The following is a 19,084-nucleotide window of genomic DNA, read 5'->3' as shown; positions in this document are numbered from 1 at the left end:
TGCCCCGCGCACCCGGCACCTGCTGCGCGACGATCCCGAGCTGGCCAAGCGGCACCGGGGCGACCCGGACGATGCGCCGACCATGGCGCTGGCCGAACTGCTCGCCCCGACCGTGGTCGTCACCCAGGACAGCGTCTTCTCCCGCTTCGGCGCGCCGTCGGCCCGGGCGAAGTGGATCGAGACCACCCAGGGGCTGCTGCGCGCGGTCGGATTCGAGGCATCCCTCGCGGACTCCGTAGTCGCCACCGAGCTGGTGCTGCGCCTGGTCGGCGCGGGCGCGACCGGGCTGACCTCAGTCGCGCAGCGTCACCCGCTGATCAGCGCCGGGGTGCTGGCCGGGGCGGCTTGGCTGGGCCACCGCAAGGGCTATCTGGACTGGGGCGGCTGGCGCTCGGGCGCCGCGAAGGCGTACGAGCTGGCGTAGCCGATGCTGGACCGCTTCGGCGAGAAACCTGCTGGACCACGGCGAGGTGCGGGACGCGCTGGTCTACGACGGCGACAGGCACCGGGTCCCCGCCACCCAGCTCAAGCGCGCGATGGACGGACGCCGCGGCTTCACCCGGGCACCCGGGGACCTGTACAACGTCGGACGGCCCCCGCGGCTCACCCGCGCCGCGTTGGAGTAGCGAGGGGATCGGCAGCTCGAGCGGCCCGGGACGCACCCGAAGGGGTGAGTTCCGGGCCGCCGCCATAATTACGATCAAAATGGCGGCGGTCAGTCTCGGAGGGAGGACCGGATCGACCGGTCCCTGGACACAAGGAGGTGCCCATGGAGGGCAACTTCGACATGGGCCGCACCTGGCCGTACCGCCTCTCCAGCAAGGACGGACCGATCGACGGCGTACCGGGCCGCCTGGACTCGAACGAGATGGCCTGGCGCCTCGCTGACCGCCTCGCCGACCAGGGCGTCACGGGCGGTCCGCATGGAGCGGCAGTCGATGGCAGGGGTCTGAGAGGAGGTCCCGGTCCTGCCGTAGCAGATCGGCGGCGGCCGACAGCGCGGGTTGTCGAACCCTCAGTCGCCGCCGCGCAGCCGGACGACCCGGACGCCGCCATGGCGACCGGTTCCCACGGTGACCTCGACCGGGTGCGGTGACTCCAGCCACCGCACCCGGCTGCTGTCCACGGCGCTGAGGGGACGCAGCCGGGTGCTGACGAGGTCGGCGACCTGCCGGGCCTGGGCGGAGTCCAGGCGCGGGGAGGTGGTCTCCTCCCGGCCGTCGGCCAGCCGCACCAGCAGGGCCTCTGGGCGGCCTGGGGCGCCGGTGATGCCGAGCAGCAGCGCGTCCTGGGTGTCGCGGGTCCGCATCTTGACCCACGCGCCTGTCGAACCCGGGCGGTAGGCGCTGCGCAGGTCCTTGGCGACGATGCCCTCGACACCGGCGTCGGCCAGGCCGGCCTGCCAGCGCAGCGCGAGATCCCCGTCGCCCGTGGACAGCACTGGCTGCACCAGCGGGCCGCTGCCCTCCAGCAGCTGCGTGAGCAACTGCCACCGCTCACTCAGCGGCCGTCCCCGCACGTCCGCGCCGGGCACCGCGAGGACGTCGAAGGCGGCAGCGTGCGGGTTCGCGGATTCCTGGTTGGCCTTGGTGGCGATCCAGTGAGCGGGGTCTTCCTACCAAGGCCGCCGTCCTGGTCGTCCTCGGGGTCCGCGCGGACGGCACCAAGGAGCTCGTTGCCATGGCCGACGGCTACCGCGAGTCAACCGAGGCGTGGGCCGTACTGCTGCGCGACTGCGCGCGCCGGGGCATGCGCGCCCTGGTCTTGGCCGTCGGCGACGGCGCGCTCGGCTTCTGGAAGGCCCTGCGCGAGGTCTTCCCGACCACCCGCGAGCAGAGGTGCTGGCTCCACAAAACTGCCAACGTCCTCGACTCCATGCCGAAATCCGCGCAGCCCGCGGCGAAGAAGGCCCTGCAGGACATCTACAACGCCGAGGACCGCGAACACGCTGAGCAGGCCGTCGGGGTGTTCACCAACCTCTACCAGGCGAAACTCCCCAAAGCAGTCGCCACGGTCACCGGCGACCAGGACGGGCTCCTGACGTTCTACGACTATCCCGCCGAGCACTGGATCCACCTCCGCACGACCAATCCCATCGAGTCGACATTCGCCACCGTCCGGCTCCGGACCAAGGTCACCAAGGGTGCAGGCTCCCGGGCCGCCGGACTCGCCACGGTGTTCAAGCTGGTCGAGTCTGCCCCAGGCCCGCTGGCGAGCCGTCAACGGCGCCCACCTGGTGCCTCTGCTCCGCGCCGGGGCCCGCTTCGAACGGGGAGTACTCGTGGAGCGTTCCGCTCGTTCGGCGGCTTGATCAGGTGCACCAGGTGTCTGGGGCGGGCTCCATTGAATCGAGCCGAAGTTCAGCGGCCTCGAACGCCCATAGGATCACTGGATCAGCAAACGGACTCACATGACGGCCGAGGAGGTCTGCCCGGTGGTGCTTCAGGTGAGAGGTGTCGTACTGCCAGAGCGGGAGGAGCGATCCTTCTGGATCGATGGAGACCGCTTGCGGACCGACCCGGTCCCGCATGCGGATCTCGTTGTCGACGGCGGCTGGCTGCTGCCCGGCCTGGTCGACGTGCACACGCACCCGGGCACCGAAGGCATTGAAGACCCTTTCAGCGACGAGGTGCTCCGGCGCCATCTGGTCGATCACCGCGACGCCGGGGTGCTTCTGGTTCGCACGCCCGGGTCTGCGGCCCGGATGCCCGGCTGGGTGGACGAGGACCCCGACATGCCGCGAGTCCGCTCGGCCGGCCGATGGCTCGCAACCCCTGGCCGCTTCTTCCCCGGCTTCGGTCGTGACGTGAGCGAGGCCGACCTGGTCCATGCCGCCGTCGAGGAGGCCAAGGCTTCCTCAGGTTGGTGCAAAGTCATCGGCGACTGGAAGCACAGTGAACCGGCACTGCCACTGGAGATCCTGACGGCCGTCGTGCAGGCCGTGCACATGGCCGGCGGCCGAGTGGCCGCGCACTGCCAGACCGCTGAAGGCAGTCGTAACGCCGTTCTGGCCGGTGTCGACAGCTTGGAGCACGGCATGCACCTGGACCCTGATCTGATTGGCCGCATGGCTGCCCAGGGCACCGCGTTCGTCCCGACACTCAGCGTCTTCGGCGCAACGGCGGACCAGAGGCGCGCCGGGGCTCCGAGTTCCACCCGGGACTGGTGGCTGGCTGGATGGGAGGGGATGCTGCCCAACGTCAGCGCCGCCCACGAAGCCGGCGTTACTGTCTTGGCCGGCACCGACAGCTTCCCGTGCGGCACCGTCACCTCAGAGATCGAGTGGCTGGTCCATGCAGGCTTGCCGGCCGAGGCCGCTCTAGGCGCAGCATCGTGGTCAGCCCGCTCCTGGCTAGGCCTGCCCGGATTGGTTGACGGAGCCCCCGCCGACCTTGTCGCCTATGACACCGACCCGACCATCGACACGTCCGTGCTGGCCCATCCAACCCGCATCATCCTGCGCGGACGAGTCGTCAGCTGATCGGCCGGCAAGGCTCGTCCAAGATCCGTGGAACGACCTCGCGGGATCAAGCTCCAGGGCCAATCCACAGCTCTTGACAATAACTCCTCTCCAACCTGAACCGCTACGTGAAGAAGTTGCCTGCGGCGGCGGAGGACACGGTGATGACGAGCCTGCCGGGCGGCGCAGTCCAGTTCGAGACGCGCGTCCCGGGCCGCGTGCCGGGGTCGTACGCGCTCTATACGAATCAGGTCGGAGCGGACGGCACCACGATCGGATACACCAAGACAACGGTCGTGCCCGACGGCTCGATCGCCCATATCAAGGACAAGTTGCTGCCATGAGTGATGCTGAGAAGCTCCGTCGTGCGCAGGCGCTGCGCGATCTGGTCGGGTTCCACCTGCCGGTGTACCAGGCTGCCCGCGCTCTGGCGTTGTTTCCCTGGGACTGCGCGGAGGAACTCGTCGTTCTCGAGCGGTCCGATGCGTTGCGTGCCTTGGAGAGGCTTTCCCAGGGTCTCGTGACGGCCGTGGGGTTCAGAGACTGGGCGCAGGCCCTGGAAGTCCGGGACGACCTGGGTTTCGAGCCGGGCTTCGGGGACCTGCTCAAGGAGTTCCTGTTCGCCGCGTCAACGCCCGAACTGGCGGGTCCCCTCGACGGCGAAGCGATTCGGCGCTGGGAGTCGGTGCTGCGTGCGTCAGGCGGCCGGGCATGAGCGTCACCTTCTGCTGGTCAGGCCGCGACTGCTCGGCCTGCGGTCGGGGTAAGGGCAGGGGGGAGCCACGCGCCAGTCGTGAAGAGGTCTTCGAGCGCGGTGAGTTTGTTGTGGCCCCACTTGCCGACGATGGACAGGTAAGACTGGACGACAGCGAAGTCAGCGAGTCCCTGCAGGGTTCTCCAGCAGCCACCGGAGGTTCGCTGCTGGCCCTTGACGGGGCGCTGGTCTCGCTCGGCGAGATTGTTGCTGAAGGGAACCGTGAGGTTGGTGGCGAAGCGCAGGATCATGTCCTCGCGGGCCTCGAACCGGCGGATCAGGATCCGGGCCTCGTCTGCCAGGGGGCCGCGCTTGCCCAAGTTGTTGTCACGGCCACGGGCCAGCGCGCCGAGGTAGCCGTTGCGGATCCTCGACGGTCCGGCGGCTCCAGCGCGTCCAGGCCTCGGGCGGGGGCTGTCCGGGCGGCGTCCTTGGCCTCCAGCAGGGTGGTGGCCATCGCCTGGGCCCACAACTGTCCGACGGGGTGCCCGTCGTGGACACTGCGAAGATCACGCAGGAGATGAGCGCCGCACCAGGCGTGTCCGACCTGGTCCAGGTGCAGGTAGCCCTGGTAGCCGTCGCGGACCAGGACGCCGTCGAAGTCAGGCCAGATCCCGCCCGCGCCATGCACTCCTTGGTGCGGTCCCCGACGCGCATCGCGGTCAGGTACTCGCTGCACGGCACGTGCAGGTACCGCAAGGCGTCCGCGGCCCGCGCGCAGGTCTCATCCGCGTGCGCGACCGGGGCCGCCGTGATCAACTCCTTGACCCGGCGAAGGAAGTCCCGCTCCACCAGCCGGGCCGCCTTCCCGCGCAGGGCGGCGGCCCAGCCCGCCGAGACCGGTGCACCCAGCAGCGCGGACAGCACAGAGGCGGCCCGGCGCACCGGCAGGTGGTGCGCGGACACCAGCCACGCCGCGCGGACCATCAGTCGGGGCCCGTACTGTACCCGCCCACGTGCCCAGGCCAGAACCTCGCCCACGGTGGTGGTCCCGCAGCCGGCGCCCCAAGCTCCGCTCCGGCAGCTTCTTCCCCAGCCTGCTCGAACGCCGGCGCCGCATCGACCAGGCCCTGTTCGCCGTGGTCATGGAGTCCTACGTGCACGGCGTGTCCACCCGGTCCGTCGACGACCTGGTCCAGGCCCTCGGCGCGGACTCCGGGATCTCCAAGAGTGAGGTCTCGCGGATCTGCGCCAGCTTCAGCTCCAGGTCGCCGGCCTGGCTGGTCAGCAGCTTGTCGCGGTGGCCGTTGCGCCAGGTGACGCGCTCCGGGCTGTGCTCGCCCGCCTCGGCGCCGATGACGGCGGTGGCCTCGGCCTCGATCAGCTCCTGCAGGATCCGCTGGGCCAGGACCCTGATCAACTCAACTCCGTCAGCCGTACGCAGTGACTCCATCAGGCGCAGTAAGTCAGACTGGGACAAGGCCATCGCACACCTCTCATCAACGAGCTTCGCCACTCGGAGAGTTGCGCGGTGGCCGCCCATTCCAAGATCGCTGCTACACCATTCGGCGGGACACCATCCGGTGAGGCCAACTCCAGCGCGGCAACTGCGCGCAGCGCGGCCGCTGGCGCGTGCTGGGCGAGGCCGTCAAAGTGGTCGGCCGGGCACCGTAATGTGCTCTGGTGCCCGGCCTCTGACGGTTTGCCGCGGCTATCCCTGGGTGACGAGCAGTGCGTAGCGGTTGCCGGGCGGGGCCTGTGCGGTGACGGTCATGGGTGTGAGGTGGTCTGCGGTGAACACCGCTTTTTGGATCGAGCCGTCACAGGGTTGCTTGTTGATCTGGTAGATCGGTGCTGTGCTCCCCTGGAAGACCTGGAGGGACACCGCCGCTGTTCCCGCTCCGATGCACCCGATCCGCACCGTGATCGAGGAACTGCTCAGGGCCTTGGTGGTGAAGATGCTGTGCCCGGTGTTCTGCGCTGCCTCAGCAAGGACATTCTGCTGGGACACGGCGGGGAACGCGGGCAGCGAAGGGGAGGCCACGGGCCGCGTGGCCGTCGGTTTGGAGGAGGGGCTGGCTGCCGAGGTGCAGCTGGCGGTGAACGCGCAGCCGACTGCTACCAGTGATGCGGCTGCCAGCGTGCGGTGGTGATCCCGTTTCATACCGGATCCCTAGTAGGCGGTGGTCCAGGTGTGCCAGCCCTGCCCGATGGGGAAGTACGTCTCGGCTTCGGCGACCTCGTGCTGGGCGCAGACCGAATTGACGGTGTACGTCTCGTCGTACGTGTTGGCTTCGAAGACAGCGTACTCGGCGTGCAGGGCCGTGTTGAACGAGACGGTGTAAGTCACCTCGTGGCTTCCGGTGACCGTGGCTGACTGGGTGGCAGAGATGCCCTCCATGAGGGCGTCCTCAGCTTCACCGACACCCCCGGGCCAGCCGAGGACTGGGCCGCGCACACCCGCCAGATCGAGGCCCGCACCGTCCCGGTCCCCGACGACGTGAGCGAGCTGCTGCAGCGCCTGCAGGACAGGCTCGCCAACCTCGCCGCCGACGCCCCCGTTGCCGCCCTGCGGGCGGTCGCCGCGCTGGAGCGCCTGGCCCAACAGGCGGGCCTGGAGGCCGCGTTCAACGTCGAGGCCGCCATGTCCTGGCAGACCATGGGTGACGCCTCGGCGTCAGCGAGGACGCGGTCCGCAGCCGGGTACGGAACTACCAACACCGGGCATGAACCACACCCCGCCACCGCGTTCCTGCCGGCCGCCCACGACCTTGCGGTTGGCCCCACCCCTCCCCCCATCGTGTCCGCGAACACGATTCCGGCCTGAGGGGCCACAGGATGCGCTTCGTGCCGTCCTGGTTCGACGAGGACATCGGCACCGGCCAGGACACCGGGATGCCGAGGACTGCGCGAAGTTCGTGGAAGCCAAACACCTGGGTCGGGGGCATCGGGGTAGTGGTCGCGCCAGGGCCGCAGTCGGCTGAACACTTCGGCTGAGGTGATCCGGCACGCTGTCCGTACCCGGGCTACGGGATCGGCGGGCAGCTGGACGGCAGCCCCGGCCCGGGATTGAGGCATCAGCCCGAAGTGCTGGGCCGGCCCGAACCTCAGCTCGCGCCTTCGGCCTGGAGCAGGTCGACTACGGCCGCCGTCGAGGCCAGCTGGAGCAGCGGGGCGGGCGCGGGGTCGTTGGAGACCCAGATACTGATCACGACCGAGCCCTCCCGCACGGTGTCCACAGCCATCAGCAAGGGCTCCCCGCCATTCCAGGCGGAGGACGCCTGGACGCCTACCGAGTCGTCGCCGGCCTTTTGCAGCGGCAGATTGGATATACCGGTGAGGGCCAGGGCGTTGCCGTTGAGTGTGTAGTCCACCTTGGGACATTGCGGCGTGCGGTTGCGCAGGTCGGTGAGGACCCGCTGGGCCTGCGCCGCGGACGCGTAGCCGATCAGCATGGTCTCCAGTTGGATCCCGCCCGAGGAGCCGCCGACCTGATAGCCCCGGTCCGCCTCCGCCAGCGAGTGGTAGGCGTCGGCGGTGCCGTTGAGGGCATTGAGGAAGACGGTGCACGCAGGGCCACCGGTGGAGGCCGCGTACTTCAGGGTGTCCACGCCCAGGTGGTCGCTGGCAGGGGCCCGCTGCAGTCCCGGGATCAGCGAACCGGCCGTCAGCAGGACCGATTGGAGCACCCTCTGGCTCACCGGACCCGCCGCCGCGCCTCCACCGCCCGCAATGGGGATGCTCGGGAAATTCTGGGCGCTCTGGGACACGACCGGTACCGCGCTCTGGGTCGCCTTCGTCGTCGCGCCGACGGGGCGCGCGCCCGCCGGGGCTGCCGCCGACGAGTCGGAGCAACCCGCCGCCGAGCTGATGAGTACACAAAGCGCTGCAGCTCGGGCCGCACTCCTGATTGCCTTCATCTGTCCCCCTGATCCCGAAGATCGAATGCCGACCGGATGGTAGCAGCGCCGCCGGCTCCGGCCTCCTTTCGCCGTCCGTTCCTGCAGCCGGGTGAAGGAGGGGCGGCCGTGCTCGTCCAGGGCGACGATCTCCCCGTCCAGGATCGCGTCGCCCGGCTGCGCCGATGAATCCGTCCTGCCTTGGTCTCGCCAGCCCGGGCAACGCGACGCCCCCTCCGGCTGCGCGGTGAGGCGGGCCGGCAGCGGTTGCTACTCGGAGCGCACATGTTCCGGCGAACCCGTGCGAGGCGGCACCGAAATTCAACAGGTTCAGCAGTGTCGCGACGTCGTGTCAGGTGTCTTCTGGGCGTCCGCCGAGATCTGTTGTGAGGTCGGCCCGAAGCCGGGGATTGTCCGTGGTCGAGATGAGCCTGTAGGCGACCGGCCCGATGCGCCATCCGGAGTCGTGATCGAACGGAGGCCGCACGCCTGCAGCGTTGTGTGCGACCTTGGCGACCAGCTCAGCGAGAGTGAACAGAAGGGCCTGTTCTTCCTCCAGCGGCCAACTCTGATCCAGACTTCGTCGTCGCAGACTGTCGAAGACTTCACGGGCCCGAGGCCACTGCTCTTCGGCCTCGGCCAGCAGGAGAGCGTCGTCGACTTCCGGGAAGACGCCGAGCCCCCGACTCGCCGCGCGAAGCACGTTGCCAGCCCGTGCGACCGGAGCGGACTGGCTCTCGAACTGGGAACGTCCCCCACGAATACAGCCGCTGGGCATTCGTCTGATCGGCCATGATCACTCCGCTTCGTCAGGAGGTAGTGCTGGTCGGGGCCTTCACCGGAGGGTAGACATCCGGCGGCTATACCGCACCGGAGTTTGTGCTGGCGGGAATGCGCCCGGGGTCGACGTAATCGGCGAGGTGGATGAGGCTGACCTGGGGGTCCATGCCAAAGGCCGCGGCGACGAGCTTGGGGTCCAGGGTGTTGACGAGCTCGACGAGCCGGGCGCCGCGGATCATCCGGGGCGGATAGCTGCACTGGTGAAGGACGTGGGACAGATAGGCGGTTGAGGCCGGGCTCCAGCCGACCTTCGTTCCCTTGTTCACCATGACGTGGGGGTTCTGCGTCGGCCATCCGGCCCGGTGAGTGAGGCATCGTTGCAGCACTGCCCAGGACGCGGGGTCGAGCGGGACCGGGTGCGGCCGTTTGCCGAGCAGGGCTTCGTGGGGATGGACCTCGTCGTCGCAGGTCCAGCGGCGGAACAGGTCACGCTGCTGGTCGAGGGTGAGGGTCCGGCCCCGGTATCCGTTGCTCTCCTTCGCGGTCAGTCCGCGGGTTGGATCGACCAGGACCAGGTGCTGCGAGCGGGCGAAGCCGAAGAACTGCCGCAGCACGGTCAGTCGGCGCTTGCGGGCGTTGGGCCAGGTGGCCAGGAATGCCTCAACGTCATGGACGTCGACCAGAGCCCAGTCGCTCTTGCCGCACTCATCTGCGAGGAACACTGCCCCCGGACGCATGCACGACACCACCGCGATGCGGGGCGAGGGCATCGACGACCTCTTCCGACAATTCGCCAAGGTTCAAGTGCTTCTCGACGATGGCTACTTGGGCCTCCGGAGAGATCATCCTGGCAAGGCCGTCACACCACCGAGGAAGCCGAACAAGGTCGCGGCGCCGGAAGTCCACGAGGTCCGGGAGCGGGCCCGCCACGAGCACTCCCGGCGAGGTCCCGGTGCGTGGCCGGGTGCTCCTGGGGTGTCTGGGTGGTAGGGCGGGCAGGGAGCGTTCCGCCGGTCAGGGCACGGGTGGGGGCAGGGCTGCGAGGCGGGTGAACGCGGTGGTCACCCGGGCTGGAAACTCGTCGGCACGATCCGCAACTGGGCGCCCACCGGACTGCTGGACAGCTACCACGACGAACGGCACCCGGCTGCCGCACGAGTGCTGCGCCACACCCGCGCCCAGGCAGTGATCATGAACCCGGGTCGGAACGAAGGGGTGGACGCGGTGCGCGCTCTGGTGACCGACCTGCTGCGGCTGCCGGACACCAACCACTACATCTCGGGCATGTTGTCGGGCCTGGACGTCCGTTACCCCGGCGTCGGCCTCCGGCTGACCGACGTGGATCTGACCACCGAGGACGGGCCGACCCGGGTGAGTCGGCTGATGCACTCCGGCCGGGGCCTGCTGCTCTCCCTCGACGGCAAGAGGCGCTCGGTCGGCGACCGTTCCGACCCGGTCGACCACGTCATGGCGAAGACCGCCGAGGACCTCGACGGCGCCCAAGCCCTGCTGATCAGGGCCCGACGGCTACGTTACCTGGACCGATACCGACGGCACCCCGCTGGAGACCACCCTCGCCCACTGGTTCGGCTGAACCCCACGGGTGGGTATTCACCGCTGCCCGGGCAACGGCCGGCTCGCGGACGAACAGCCCACAGGGGCGCAGCCTCACGGACCGCGACGCCGCGTCACTGGAACCCAGGCCTGCCCGCCGTGCAGGCGGAGGGCAGGCGCCGGGGTCGACTCCTGCGGGCGGGCCCGGCATGGTCCTCCTTCCCGGACCTCATCCCGGCGCGGGACAGCGGGACGGTTCATGGGGCCCGAAGCCGGCCTGGCCCCATTGGTGATCTCCGAGGTCGACGTCGGGTTCTGGATCGCTTCCGAGCCAGGGCCTCGGAGGGTCACCGGAAGCGGGATCGTGAACGGTTATCCCGACAGCGGAGGCCTTGGCCAGCTCTGGACCGGGCGGTCGGGCAGTGGCCTTCCAACCTGGCGGACCTGGAGCCGGGCGTCACCATCCACGGCCGGGACATGGTTCGGGTCCCCTTGATAGGCGGCGGGACCCCCGTACGTGTAGGCCGGGCGGCGTATCCGAACGGGAGTTCCGTCCTTCCCTTGGGGAAGCTCGTGCCGTTCGTGATGCGCCGAACGCCTGAACGGTCACCCTACTTCGAGCTGATGGACGGCCGTCCCCAGCGGCTGTGCTTCCCTCACCCCTCGGAGGAACGCCGACATGCTTCACCGCAACGCCCTTGTCCGACAGGCCGCCTGCTGCGTCGGCGGAGCCACCCTCATCGCCGCCGCAGCCATCCCCGTCGCCTTCGCGGCACCCGCCGCCCGGCCCTGGCCCGGCATCCACCACCTGGTGCGATGCACCAGCTCCGCGCTGATCTCCGCACCTCCGCCTTCAAGAAGCGCAAGGTGGTCATGGACGACGGCTCGGCCGACTGGGTGGTGCTCCGCCCCCTGTTCCGCCGACTCCTGGTTGATCTCGCCAGCGGCGCCGTCGACGGCGTCATCTTCTACGACCTCGACCGGCTCGTCCGGCGACCCCGCGACCTCGAAGACCTGATCGACATCGTCGAGTACGTCAAGAGGCCCGTGCTCGGCGCCACCGGAGCGACCGCCACATGACCCGGATCATGTGCGTGATGGCGCTCAAGTCCTCCGAGGACACCTCGCGCCGCGTCGCCCGCATGCACCTCGCCTGCGCCCGGGACAGAAAGATCCAGGGCCGCATCGCCTACGGCTGGATCCGGACCGGCCCCGACAAAGGCAAGGCCCATCCCGTCGAAGCCCCGATCGTGCAGGGCATCTTCAGCGCCTGCCTCGTCGGCACGACGGCGTACGGCATCGCGACCAAGCTCAACCGGTGGGGCCTCCCCTCCCCTGCGGGAGCACTCTGGTCCAGCACCATGGTCAACAAGATGCTCCTCAATCCGCGCTACTGCGGCATGGTCTCCTACGCCGGCCAGCACCGCGTCGAACCGGCAGTCGCGTGGGACGGCTGGTCACACGTCCTGTTCGACGACAAGGGCCGCCCCCTACTCGGAACATCGCTCCGGCCGACGTATCCACGATGCGCCGCCAAGAACGCCCCGCAGGCGATTCCGCCGACGAAAGGCGGCAGACATGCCGAAGAACCCCTCGGACATGGACAGCGAGACCCACGAGCACAGCTGGGGACCGAGCGTGGATGACACCCGCACCCAGGACAACCCCAGCGCCGAACGCTCCTTCGACACCTACGCCCCCGACCCCGGACCCGGACCCGGACGCACGGTCTCCGAGCAAGAGGGCCACGAGGGCTAGGCCTGGGCGGGGGTTCCTGTCCAGTCGAGGCAGACAACCAGGGCGTCGTCGGTGGCGTCGGCGTGGCGGTAGTCGGCCAGTTCGCGCAGGATCGCCCCGGGGACGTCGGCGGCGGACAGCAGGCTGGTGGCGGTGATCGCGCGGGCCAGGGCGTGCTCCTGGTAGCTCTCGCCTTGGGGGAGGCAGTGGCGTAGACGCCGTCGCTGAGGAAGATGAGCCGGTCGCCGGGGAGCACCTCGAATTCCTGCTCGGTGTAGGGGGTTTCTTCGAACATGCCCAGGGGCAGTTGGGCTTCGAATCGGACCCGGTCGACGCTCTTGCCGCGCCGGCGCCACAGTTGCGGGGAGCCGGCGTCCACCACCAGGACACGTCCGGTGGCGAAGGCGAAGGAGAGCAGGAGCGTGGAGACGTGGGCCTGGCCGCGGTGCTGGGCGTAGATGGCCTGGTCGGCGAGGGCGGCTTGGTCGGCGATGCCGACGCCGGCGCGGCGCGCGTTGCGCAGGGCGTTGACGGCGAGGTTGGTCAGCAGGGCGGCGGCGATGCCTTCGCCCATGCCGTTGGTGATCGTCAGGGTCAGCGTGTCGGCGGTGGTGGCCCAGTCGAAGTTGTCGCCGTGGATGGCGTAGGCGGGTTCGAGTTGCGCTCCGATGGCGTACTCCGCGCGGGAGCAGGAGCGGCCGGGCAGCAGTTGCCACTGCATCTCGGCGGCCAGGGTGAGCCGGCTGGCGCGGCGGGCCTGCAGGTAGAGATCGGTGTCGCGTTCGGCTACGAGGATCTCTCGCCCCAGCAGGTCGGCGACCTGGCGCAGCTCGTCCAGTGCCGTCGGTTCGGCGGCGTGTTCGGGCAGGGTGACGGACAGGATGCCCAGCCTGTCTCCGCGTACGGTCACCGGCAGGTGCATGTCTACATGGCCGTCGGGGCGTGCCTCGTACTGCGACTCCTGGCTGCCGAAGGCCCGGCCGGGGACGCTGCCGCGCACGGGCAGCGGGCGGGTGGTGTGGGGCAACGTGGTGACCGGCTGCAGGAGGCTGAGGCTGTAGTCGGCCATCAGCAGGTTCACGCCGACTGCGCCGAAGTGCGCGGACAGGGACTGGCGGGCGGCGTCGAGCAGTGCGTGCGGGGCCGCTGCGCGCAGGGCGCTTTCGACGGCCAGGTAGTTGTCGGTCACGGTCGCTGGTGGGCCTTCTGCTGTGATTCGGGCCGGCCGGTGCCGGTAAGCTGACAATACCGGCCCGCAGATGGCAGAGTGGTCGGGTGTCCTCCACCACCCCGACGTCGCGTCCGCTGCAGGCGGCTCATGACGCTTGCGCGGTGACGGAACTGCTTGAGGCCTTGTGGGGGCGCGGTCAGGCCGCCGCGCCCGACGGCCCGATTTCCTCCTCGCAGTTGCGCGCCCTCCTGGCGATCGAGGCCCACGAGGGGATCAATCTGCGCGTTCTGAGCGAGGTGCTCGGCTCCAGTGCTCCCTCGGTCAGTCGTCTGTGCGACCGGTTGGGGGCGCTGGGTCTGGTCGAGCGCTCGCTGGGCGCGTCCAGTCGCCGTGAGGTGGAGCTGCGCCTGAGCCCGCGCGGCCACGCGGCGATATCGGATTTGCGGGACTACCGGGTGAGGGAGCTGAACGCGGTGCTGCAGACCATGGAGCCCTCCGAGATGGCGGACCTGGCCCGTGGCCTGCGGGCGTTCCGCGACGCCGCCGCCCGAGCAGGCGGGGCGAAGGGCTCGGACCGGCTCGACGATGCCCGCAGCGCCTAAAAAAACCATCCAATGGCAATTATTGTCATGCGGCAATAGTTGCTCTAGGGTGGTTGTAGGCCGCGCCATGCGGTCGGGTGGGTGCCCGCCTGCCGTGAGAGGAGACCTATGGTCACCCGGCACCACCCTGCCCCGCCCACCTCCACCCGCAGGCCCCGACCGACATTCCCGCCCCGTACCTCACCGCACCGCCCCGACCCGAAGCTCGACCAGGTATCCGTCCTGCTCGTCGAAGCCGATCCAGGCGATGCGCTACTCGTGGAGAAATTGCTCGCCGAAAGCGCCGTGCCGTTCACCGTGCGTCGGGTGTGCTCCGCCGCCGACGCCATCCGTGAGCTGGCGGCAGCGCCGCCGCAGTGCGTCCTGGTGGACCTGCACCTGCCCGACGCCCAAGGAGTCGAGGCCGTGGCGCGAATCGTCGCGGCGGCCGACGAGGCCGCGGTCGTGGTCCTGACCGGCCTGGACGAGGAGCACACCGGGATGGCCGCGGTCGCCGCCGGCGCCCAGGACTACCTGGTCAAGGGCCGGGTGTCCGCGGACCTGTTGGACCGCGCCCTGCGCTATGCCATCCAGCGCAAAGCAGCCCAACAAGCAGCGGCCACCCTCCAGGCCAGCGAACTGCGCGCTCAGGAGAACGCCCGCCTGGAACGCGGCCTGCTGCCCGTCCCCCGACTGCTCGACACCAGCGTGCAGGTCTGCGCCCGCTACCGGCCCGGCCGCTCCCAGGCCCTGCTGGGCGGCGACTTCTACGACGTCGTCCAAACCAGCGACGGAACGGTCCACGCGGTCGTCGGCGACGTTTCCGGCCACGGCCCCGACGAGGCTGCCCTGGGGGTCTGCCTGCGGGTGGCCTGGCGCGCCCTCATCCTGGCCGGCGAGCGCGGACCTGACCTGGTCGCACTGCTGGAGCAGATCTTGACCGCCGAGCGGTCCGGGCCGGCGATATTCGCCACCCTGACCACTCTCAGCCGCTCCGCGGGGGGCCCCGCTCTCGAGGTGGTCCGGGCCGGGCACCCCGACGTCCTGCTTCGCTCCTCGGACGGCGGCGTGCACCTGGCCGCGGTGCCCAGCGGGCCCGCGCTGGGCCTGCTGCCGGGGGGCGGCGCCTGGACCACTGCCCCGCTGCCGATGGATGCCGGCACGGCGGTGGTGCTGTTCACCGACGGCCTGATCGAAGGACGCATCGGCCACGGCCCACGGCGCCTGGGCGAGGAGGGCCTGCTCGAACTCGCCGGGAAATACGCCGCCCTGCCGCCCGACACCTTCGTGGACACGCTGATCCGCAGCGCCGAAACGCTGGCCGCAGGCCACGGCGGCCTGGCCGACGACATCGCCCTCCTGCACCTGCACTGAGGTCCCCACCCTGGCAACCACATGCCGCAAGATGGATCCACGGCCCGATCGCGCATCCCTCGTCCCCCGCGCCCTGATGTCGGCGAAATTTCAAGCAGTGTCGCTACCAGGGCGGTTGGTCAAGACCTGGTCCAGACCGGTGCGTGAGGATGCGTAGGGTGTTGTAGGTCACCGCGGCGTGTGCCTCCCGCGGCTCGTGACCCAGGAGGTACAGCGAAAGCGGGCACGGGACCTGGCGACGGATGAGTCCCCGACCGCGAACGAGTCGGCCCGATGGCAGCCGCAGGACGCCTGATGTCCGTGGGATCCCAAGCAGCGAATTTCCAGCACCAAGTGCCGGTACCCACGCCGGACAAGGTCGACCAGCAGGCGCGACAACGCTCCGGTGCTCTCGAGGTCCATCGTCCCGGCGGCACCGCCAGCGTCAGCCAGCAGGATCCCGCACGCGGCCACGTCGATCAGTGAGGTCGAAGTCGTCGGTCAGCTATTCGGCGACTTCCACGAAATCCCGCCAGGCACTATGACACTCACTAGTGCTCACGAGCCGCAGGCACCGGACGCCTGTAGGCGCTGCTGGCCTGTCAATGCCCGTGCCCGCGCCGGTGGCCCTTGCCTTTGTTGCTTTTGTTGCCTTTGTTGCCTTTGTGCTGGGCTTGGGCTGGCTTCGCGTCGCCCGTGACGCCCGTGGCCCGCAGTGTCGGCATCGGAGCCGTCGCGGGCGCAGCAGATGGATGGCGAGTCGCGGTGGGGGCGGGTCCGGTGCCGTGTGCGCGCGGGGTGGCCGAGGCATCCGGATCGGCTGCGGTTGATGTGGGTGCTGGGTGTGCGCTGGTGACTGGGCTGCTGGCCGTGTGAGCGGCGGAGGAGGGCTGCGGGCCGGCGGCCACGAGACTCCAGATGAGTCCGCTGCCGGCAATAGCGGTGATTGCGACGGCGGCCGGACGCACCCACCGACGCTTGTGCGCAGGCGGGTTGGCGTGCTGGTCCGGCTCGACGCGCGACTCGGGGAGAGGTGCCGGGGTCGCGGGCGGCGCAGCGGTGCGCTGTTCCAGTACGGCGCTCAGGCGTTTGGCGCACTCGGAGGCGCTGATGCGTTCGGTGGGGTCGGTGCGGGTCATATGGTCCAGGGCCTGTGTCAGGGTCCAGGGCAGCCCGGCTGGGATCTGCGGGGAGCGGCGGAGTCGGGCGACGGCGGATTCGGCTGCCGGTCCGGGGTATTCGCGTTCGCCGGTGAGGCATTCGATCAGGACCAGGGCCAAGGCGTAGACGTCTGCCTCGGGTCCGGCGCCCCGGCCGTGGACCTGTTCCGGAGCCAGGTAGGCGGCGGTTCCCATGATCATGCCGGTGCGGGTGCTGCCCGCGGTGTCCACGGCTCGGGAGATGCCGAAGTCCGCCAGCCTGGGACGCCCGTCCTGGTCCAGGAGGATGTTCGACGGCTTCACGTCCCGGTGCACGACGCCCTGGCTGTGCACGTACTCCAGGGTCCGGGCGAGGTCCAGGCCGGTGCGCAAGGTCTCGGCCAGGGACCGGGGGCCGCTGCGCAGCAGGACGCCAAGTGGGGGTCCGGGGAGCAGTTCCAGTGCCAAGTAGGGTCCCTGCGCGGTGTGGCCGAAGTCGAAGACCTCGACCAGGCCCGGGTGGTGGAGCCGTGCCAGCAGCCGGGCTTCTGCCTCGAAACGCCGGACCAGATACCGGTCGGCGTCCTGACGGAACACCTTGAGGGCGACCTGGCGCATCAACCGCTCGTCCAGCGCCTGGTGAACGGTGGCAGCCCCGCCACGGCCAAGGACCGGCCCCAGGCGATAGCGGCCGACGAACAAGTCGGCCGCTGCGTCCAGCGGCCCCGGGGCGGGCGTAGGCATCACGACTGGTGCTCCTCGTCTCCGGCACCTGGGATAGTCCAGGCGGATCTCACCTTCCCCCAACCGCGGGGACTACCCGTCGGTCAGCTGGTCGGGGAAGAGGTCGCGGGGACTGAGGCAGCGGGTCACACCCGACAGCAAGCCACCCAGCCCGCTACGGTCTCGGTCCCACGCCGCCGCGAGCGTGTTACACACCTGACCGGCGCTAACCCCCTGGATCCGTATCGCGTCCGGCCGTGTCAATCAGTCGCCGCCGCGAGGTAGGCGGAGCCGCCGGTCCACCACGTCCTGGCAGACGGCGCCCAGGGGGCGTCCGCTGCCGCAGGCGAAGGCGCGCAAGCGCAGCAGACCTTCGGTGGCGGGAATTGCGAGCTGGTCGCTGACCATGCCGCTGGCCTGATGGACTACATCGCGCAGCAGCTGTCCCCGGCCCAAGGGCCAAGCGCTCGCGTCGTGCTCCGCCGCTCATCAGGCAGCGGACGGTCAACGCGGCCGTGAGCACCGTGGCATCGTCGGCCTGGTGCTGAGTCAGGGGACCCGGAGTGCGGCGCACGGCGGTCAGGACCCGACACGCACGGGGCCGACCGCCAGCGGGAAGGCGTCGGGGCTACATCGTCCACTTCTCGGGGGACTCTCCCCAAATCAGCGATGAACACGTCAGGGGCTAGGACGTCACTCGACAGCCTAGGCCAAACCCCGATCCCTGGCGCGTCATGGTCGGCCAGCAGTAACCAGCGCCCCCCGGAAGGCGTCTCCAAGCGGAATCAGTTCACCTGCCGAACTGACCTCCCCAAACGGAGAGCGTTGGGGAAGAGCGTTGCCTGTGACTGAGCCTCACCCCTTGGGGCTTCCCATCTTCTCCCAGCCACTCGCGCCGGCGCCTGCGCCGGACAGGCCCCGGTTGCTGCCAGTGGACCGTGCCGTCTTCCAGGCACCCCCGACGAAGATGGTCGAGCAGCCGGCAGCCCGCCCGGCTTGCCGTACCAGTGCGTGACGACGACCTGATTCGCTCGTTGGTCCCGGCGAGGCCATCCCCCATGGCCGCTCCGCCGGGGCGTTGCACAGTGTCATGACTACGCACCGCCCCGGCCCCTTGGCCCCTTCCGGCCTATTAGGCCGTCTCTTCGGGCGGGCGCGGGTGACGGTGGCGTGCACCGGTATCGTCAGCCGCGGGCTGCGTGGCGGCTTGTCCGCAGCCGGGAGATCAGCCACTGGGCGATCAGGAGGTTGATCGGCCAGGAGGCCCAGGCGCCGCTGCGGTAGGCCTGCTCGAAGGAGACCCCCAGGTTGGGCAGCACAGCCAGCCAGAGCCGGAAGGTGACCGCGGCGAAGATCAGGGCGTAGGACCGGGTCATCCACACCTCGTGCTCGGTGAAAGCGCGCCGGCGGATCGCCCGGAACGCCATCGTCGTCGCTGCCAGGAGTGCCATGGCGAGCCCGGCGAAACCGAGTGGCGCCACCGGCCAGTAGAGCCCCTTTGGGACCATCAGCAGCCCGCCGACCCCAGCCGCCAGCGCGCCCAGCACGTATACCCGCCCGATCACCCGATGCACCGCCGGGTGCTCTCGCCTGAGCCGGGGCACGAACTGCCACGGGCCCACGGCCAGGGCCACGACGCCGCCGCTGATGTGGAAGAGCAGCGGAGCGAGGTCGGCCACATAGACGGCGCGCTGCTGCGCGAGGAAGAGCCCCGGGTCGTCCAGGAAGTAGCGGGAGGAGACCCCGGCCGTCAGCAGGGCCAGTGCGGTCATGGATATCCAGGCGGTCCGGCGCCGGCCGGTCCTGGGGGCGGTATCGGTGGCGGCACTCGCGCCGGTAGCGGTGGTGGTGGGAGGCGTCATGCCGGGAAAGCTATGGGGCGGGACCGGTGTGCCACGTCCGCCTGCCGGGGTCGATCGCCCTACTCCTGCGGGGGTACCGGGGCGTGAGCCGGCCCGCGTACCCCACCAGGGGTACGACGGGTGTGCTCGCG

At 69.9% G+C, this 19,084-nt stretch carries 20 protein-coding genes and 7 pseudogenes; 15 read left to right on the top strand and 12 right to left on the bottom strand.

Annotated features, from left to right (window positions below; genetic code table 11):
• The first annotated feature begins 82 nt into the window (after positions 1–82).
• Positions 83–424 carry a hypothetical protein gene (locus tag GXW83_RS15610; protein WP_182443681.1) on the top strand — a complete coding sequence of 114 codons (342 nt, stop codon included), beginning with the start codon at positions 83–85 and terminating at the stop codon, positions 422–424.
• A gap of 46 nt (positions 425–470) precedes the next feature.
• On the top strand, positions 471–626 hold the full coding sequence (locus GXW83_RS15605; RefSeq protein ID WP_182443680.1) for a hypothetical protein: 156 nt from the start codon (positions 471–473) through the stop codon (positions 624–626).
• Positions 627–1,015: 389 nt separating this feature from the next.
• On the opposite strand, the gene GXW83_RS15600 is transcribed toward GXW83_RS15605, so the two are convergent.
• Positions 1,016–1,597 carry a DNA ligase gene (locus tag GXW83_RS15600; RefSeq protein WP_182447339.1) on the bottom strand — a complete coding sequence of 194 codons (582 nt, stop codon included), beginning with the start codon at positions 1,595–1,597 and terminating at the stop codon, positions 1,016–1,018.
• A gap of 23 nt (positions 1,598–1,620) precedes the next feature.
• Here GXW83_RS15600 and GXW83_RS15595 point away from each other — a divergent pair.
• From GXW83_RS15595 to GXW83_RS15580, 4 genes and pseudogenes are all read left to right on the top strand, one after another.
• A pseudogene (locus GXW83_RS15595) lies at positions 1,621–2,311 on the top strand (IS256 family transposase); the annotation flags it as partial.
• Between the two features lie 99 nt (positions 2,312–2,410).
• Positions 2,411–3,481 (top strand): amidohydrolase family protein, encoded by a 1,071-nt coding sequence (locus tag GXW83_RS15590; protein WP_225447011.1) that lies wholly within the window; start codon positions 2,411–2,413, stop codon positions 3,479–3,481.
• 107 nt (positions 3,482–3,588) lie between these two features.
• Positions 3,589–3,804 (top strand): hypothetical protein, encoded by a 216-nt coding sequence (locus tag GXW83_RS15585; RefSeq protein WP_225447010.1) that lies wholly within the window; start codon positions 3,589–3,591, stop codon positions 3,802–3,804.
• Positions 3,801–4,175 carry a hypothetical protein gene (locus GXW83_RS15580; RefSeq protein ID WP_182443679.1) on the top strand — a complete coding sequence of 125 codons (375 nt, stop codon included), beginning with the start codon at positions 3,801–3,803 and terminating at the stop codon, positions 4,173–4,175. Before GXW83_RS15585 ends, GXW83_RS15580 begins: the two co-directional genes overlap by 4 nt.
• A gap of 17 nt (positions 4,176–4,192) precedes the next feature.
• Here GXW83_RS15580 and GXW83_RS34080 read toward each other — a convergent pair.
• Positions 4,193–5,210: pseudogene (locus tag GXW83_RS34080) on the bottom strand (IS66 family transposase); the annotation flags it as partial.
• A gap of 8 nt (positions 5,211–5,218) precedes the next feature.
• Here GXW83_RS34080 and GXW83_RS15565 point away from each other — a divergent pair.
• Positions 5,219–5,419 (top strand): annotated as a pseudogene (locus GXW83_RS15565) (transposase); the annotation flags it as partial.
• Positions 5,420–5,451: 32 nt separating this feature from the next.
• On the opposite strand, the pseudogene GXW83_RS15560 reads toward GXW83_RS15565, so the two are convergent.
• From GXW83_RS15560 to GXW83_RS15550, 3 genes and pseudogenes are all read right to left on the bottom strand, one after another.
• Positions 5,452–5,607, bottom strand: a pseudogene (locus GXW83_RS15560) (transposase); the annotation flags it as partial.
• Positions 5,608–5,865: 258 nt separating this feature from the next.
• Positions 5,866–6,318 carry a hypothetical protein gene (locus GXW83_RS15555; protein WP_182443676.1) on the bottom strand — a complete coding sequence of 151 codons (453 nt, stop codon included), beginning with the start codon at positions 6,316–6,318 and terminating at the stop codon, positions 5,866–5,868.
• Positions 6,319–6,327: 9 nt separating this feature from the next.
• Positions 6,328–6,555: a hypothetical protein gene (locus tag GXW83_RS15550; protein ID WP_182443675.1), complete on the bottom strand. Its 228-nt coding sequence runs from the start codon at positions 6,553–6,555 to the stop codon at positions 6,328–6,330.
• A 99-nt stretch (positions 6,556–6,654) separates the two neighbouring features.
• On the opposite strand from GXW83_RS15550, the gene GXW83_RS15545 reads away from it, so the two are divergent.
• A complete protein-coding gene (locus GXW83_RS15545) occupies positions 6,655–6,981 on the top strand; it encodes a hypothetical protein (RefSeq protein ID WP_182443674.1) in 327 nt (108 codons plus the stop codon).
• A gap of 280 nt (positions 6,982–7,261) precedes the next feature.
• Here GXW83_RS15545 and GXW83_RS15540 read toward each other — a convergent pair whose 3' ends face one another.
• The 3 genes from GXW83_RS15540 to GXW83_RS15530 all read right to left on the bottom strand — a co-directional run bounded on the left by GXW83_RS15540 (position 7,262) and on the right by GXW83_RS15530 (position 9,603).
• On the bottom strand, positions 7,262–7,843 hold the full coding sequence (locus GXW83_RS15540) for a hypothetical protein (RefSeq protein WP_182443673.1): 582 nt from the start codon (positions 7,841–7,843) through the stop codon (positions 7,262–7,264).
• 562 nt (positions 7,844–8,405) lie between these two features.
• Positions 8,406–8,756 carry a hypothetical protein gene (locus tag GXW83_RS15535; RefSeq protein WP_225447009.1) on the bottom strand — a complete coding sequence of 117 codons (351 nt, stop codon included), beginning with the start codon at positions 8,754–8,756 and terminating at the stop codon, positions 8,406–8,408.
• Between the two features lie 157 nt (positions 8,757–8,913).
• Positions 8,914–9,603, bottom strand: coding sequence for a hypothetical protein (locus GXW83_RS15530; RefSeq protein ID WP_182443672.1), 690 nt, complete (start codon positions 9,601–9,603; stop codon positions 8,914–8,916).
• Between GXW83_RS15530 and GXW83_RS34075 the strand changes: the two are divergent.
• From GXW83_RS34075 to GXW83_RS15520, 4 genes and pseudogenes are all read left to right on the top strand, one after another.
• Positions 9,560–9,772: pseudogene (locus GXW83_RS34075) on the top strand (hypothetical protein); the annotation flags it as partial. The gene GXW83_RS15530 and the pseudogene GXW83_RS34075 overlap by 44 nt on opposite strands.
• Positions 9,773–10,024: 252 nt before the next feature.
• Positions 10,025–10,291: pseudogene (locus tag GXW83_RS35335) on the top strand (monooxygenase); the annotation flags it as partial.
• Between the two features lie 912 nt (positions 10,292–11,203).
• The gene (locus GXW83_RS15525; protein WP_182443671.1) at positions 11,204–11,467 is read left to right on the top strand and encodes a recombinase family protein; all 264 of its coding nucleotides are present in this window, start codon (positions 11,204–11,206) and stop codon (positions 11,465–11,467) included.
• Positions 11,468–11,484: 17 nt separating this feature from the next.
• Positions 11,485–12,033 (top strand): recombinase family protein, encoded by a 549-nt coding sequence (locus GXW83_RS15520; RefSeq protein ID WP_182443670.1) that lies wholly within the window; start codon positions 11,485–11,487, stop codon positions 12,031–12,033.
• Positions 12,034–12,141: 108 nt separating this feature from the next.
• Here the strand turns inward: GXW83_RS15520 and GXW83_RS15515 are convergent.
• Positions 12,142–13,298: pseudogene (locus tag GXW83_RS15515) on the bottom strand (PP2C family protein-serine/threonine phosphatase).
• 101 nt (positions 13,299–13,399) lie between these two features.
• Between GXW83_RS15515 and GXW83_RS15510 the strand changes: the two are divergent.
• The 3 genes from GXW83_RS15510 (at position 13,400) to GXW83_RS15500 (ending at position 15,715) form a co-directional block, all read left to right on the top strand.
• On the top strand, positions 13,400–13,897 hold the full coding sequence (locus GXW83_RS15510) for a MarR family winged helix-turn-helix transcriptional regulator (RefSeq protein WP_182443669.1): 498 nt from the start codon (positions 13,400–13,402) through the stop codon (positions 13,895–13,897).
• 108 nt (positions 13,898–14,005) lie between these two features.
• Entirely contained in the window at positions 14,006–15,250 is a 1,245-nt protein-coding gene (locus GXW83_RS15505) for a PP2C family protein-serine/threonine phosphatase (protein ID WP_182443668.1), read from the top strand.
• 294 nt (positions 15,251–15,544) lie between these two features.
• Positions 15,545–15,715 carry a hypothetical protein gene (locus GXW83_RS15500; protein ID WP_182443667.1) on the top strand — a complete coding sequence of 57 codons (171 nt, stop codon included), beginning with the start codon at positions 15,545–15,547 and terminating at the stop codon, positions 15,713–15,715.
• Between the two features lie 116 nt (positions 15,716–15,831).
• On the opposite strand, the gene GXW83_RS15495 is transcribed toward GXW83_RS15500, so the two are convergent.
• The 3 genes from GXW83_RS15495 to GXW83_RS15485 all read right to left on the bottom strand — a co-directional run bounded on the left by GXW83_RS15495 (position 15,832) and on the right by GXW83_RS15485 (position 18,953).
• The gene (locus tag GXW83_RS15495; RefSeq protein ID WP_182443666.1) at positions 15,832–17,070 is read right to left on the bottom strand and encodes a serine/threonine-protein kinase; all 1,239 of its coding nucleotides are present in this window, start codon (positions 17,068–17,070) and stop codon (positions 15,832–15,834) included.
• A gap of 285 nt (positions 17,071–17,355) precedes the next feature.
• Positions 17,356–17,499 (bottom strand): hypothetical protein, encoded by a 144-nt coding sequence (locus GXW83_RS15490; protein WP_182443665.1) that lies wholly within the window; start codon positions 17,497–17,499, stop codon positions 17,356–17,358.
• A 776-nt stretch (positions 17,500–18,275) separates the two neighbouring features.
• Positions 18,276–18,953: a DUF2306 domain-containing protein gene (locus GXW83_RS15485; protein ID WP_182443664.1), complete on the bottom strand. Its 678-nt coding sequence runs from the start codon at positions 18,951–18,953 to the stop codon at positions 18,276–18,278.
• Between the last annotated feature and the right edge of the window lie 131 nt (positions 18,954–19,084).

The organism is Streptacidiphilus sp. PB12-B1b, assembly GCF_014084125.1.
In the GTDB taxonomy this organism is placed as follows: Bacteria; Actinomycetota; Actinomycetes; order Streptomycetales; family Streptomycetaceae; genus Streptacidiphilus.
Note: the sequence above shows the minus strand (reverse complement) of the source record. Positions and strands in the feature narration are given on the sequence as shown.

Bases quoted from the DNA above. Each gene is read 5' to 3' on its own strand.
- GXW83_RS15555 (WP_182443676.1), bottom strand. From the start codon at position 6,318: ATGAAACGGGATCACCACCGCACGCTGGCAGCCGCATCACTGGTAGCA.
- GXW83_RS15520 (WP_182443670.1), top strand. From the start codon at position 11,485: ATGGCGCTCAAGTCCTCCGAGGACACCTCGCGCCGCGTCGCCCGCATG.
- GXW83_RS15550 (WP_182443675.1), bottom strand. From the start codon at position 6,555: ATGGAGGGCATCTCTGCCACCCAGTCAGCCACGGTCACCGGAAGCCAC.
- GXW83_RS15610 (WP_182443681.1), top strand. From the start codon at position 83: ATGGCGCTGGCCGAACTGCTCGCCCCGACCGTGGTCGTCACCCAGGAC.
- GXW83_RS15485 (WP_182443664.1), bottom strand. From the start codon at position 18,953: ATGACGCCTCCCACCACCACCGCTACCGGCGCGAGTGCCGCCACCGAT.
- GXW83_RS15525 (WP_182443671.1), top strand. From the start codon at position 11,204: ATGCACCAGCTCCGCGCTGATCTCCGCACCTCCGCCTTCAAGAAGCGC.
- GXW83_RS15530 (WP_182443672.1), bottom strand. From the start codon at position 9,603: ATGCCCTCGCCCCGCATCGCGGTGGTGTCGTGCATGCGTCCGGGGGCA.
- GXW83_RS15590 (WP_225447011.1), top strand. From the start codon at position 2,411: ATGACGGCCGAGGAGGTCTGCCCGGTGGTGCTTCAGGTGAGAGGTGTC.
- GXW83_RS15505 (WP_182443668.1), top strand. From the start codon at position 14,006: ATGGTCACCCGGCACCACCCTGCCCCGCCCACCTCCACCCGCAGGCCC.
- GXW83_RS15490 (WP_182443665.1), bottom strand. From the start codon at position 17,499: ATGGTCAGCGACCAGCTCGCAATTCCCGCCACCGAAGGTCTGCTGCGC.
- GXW83_RS15500 (WP_182443667.1), top strand. From the start codon at position 15,545: ATGTCCGTGGGATCCCAAGCAGCGAATTTCCAGCACCAAGTGCCGGTA.
- GXW83_RS15580 (WP_182443679.1), top strand. From the start codon at position 3,801: ATGAGTGATGCTGAGAAGCTCCGTCGTGCGCAGGCGCTGCGCGATCTG.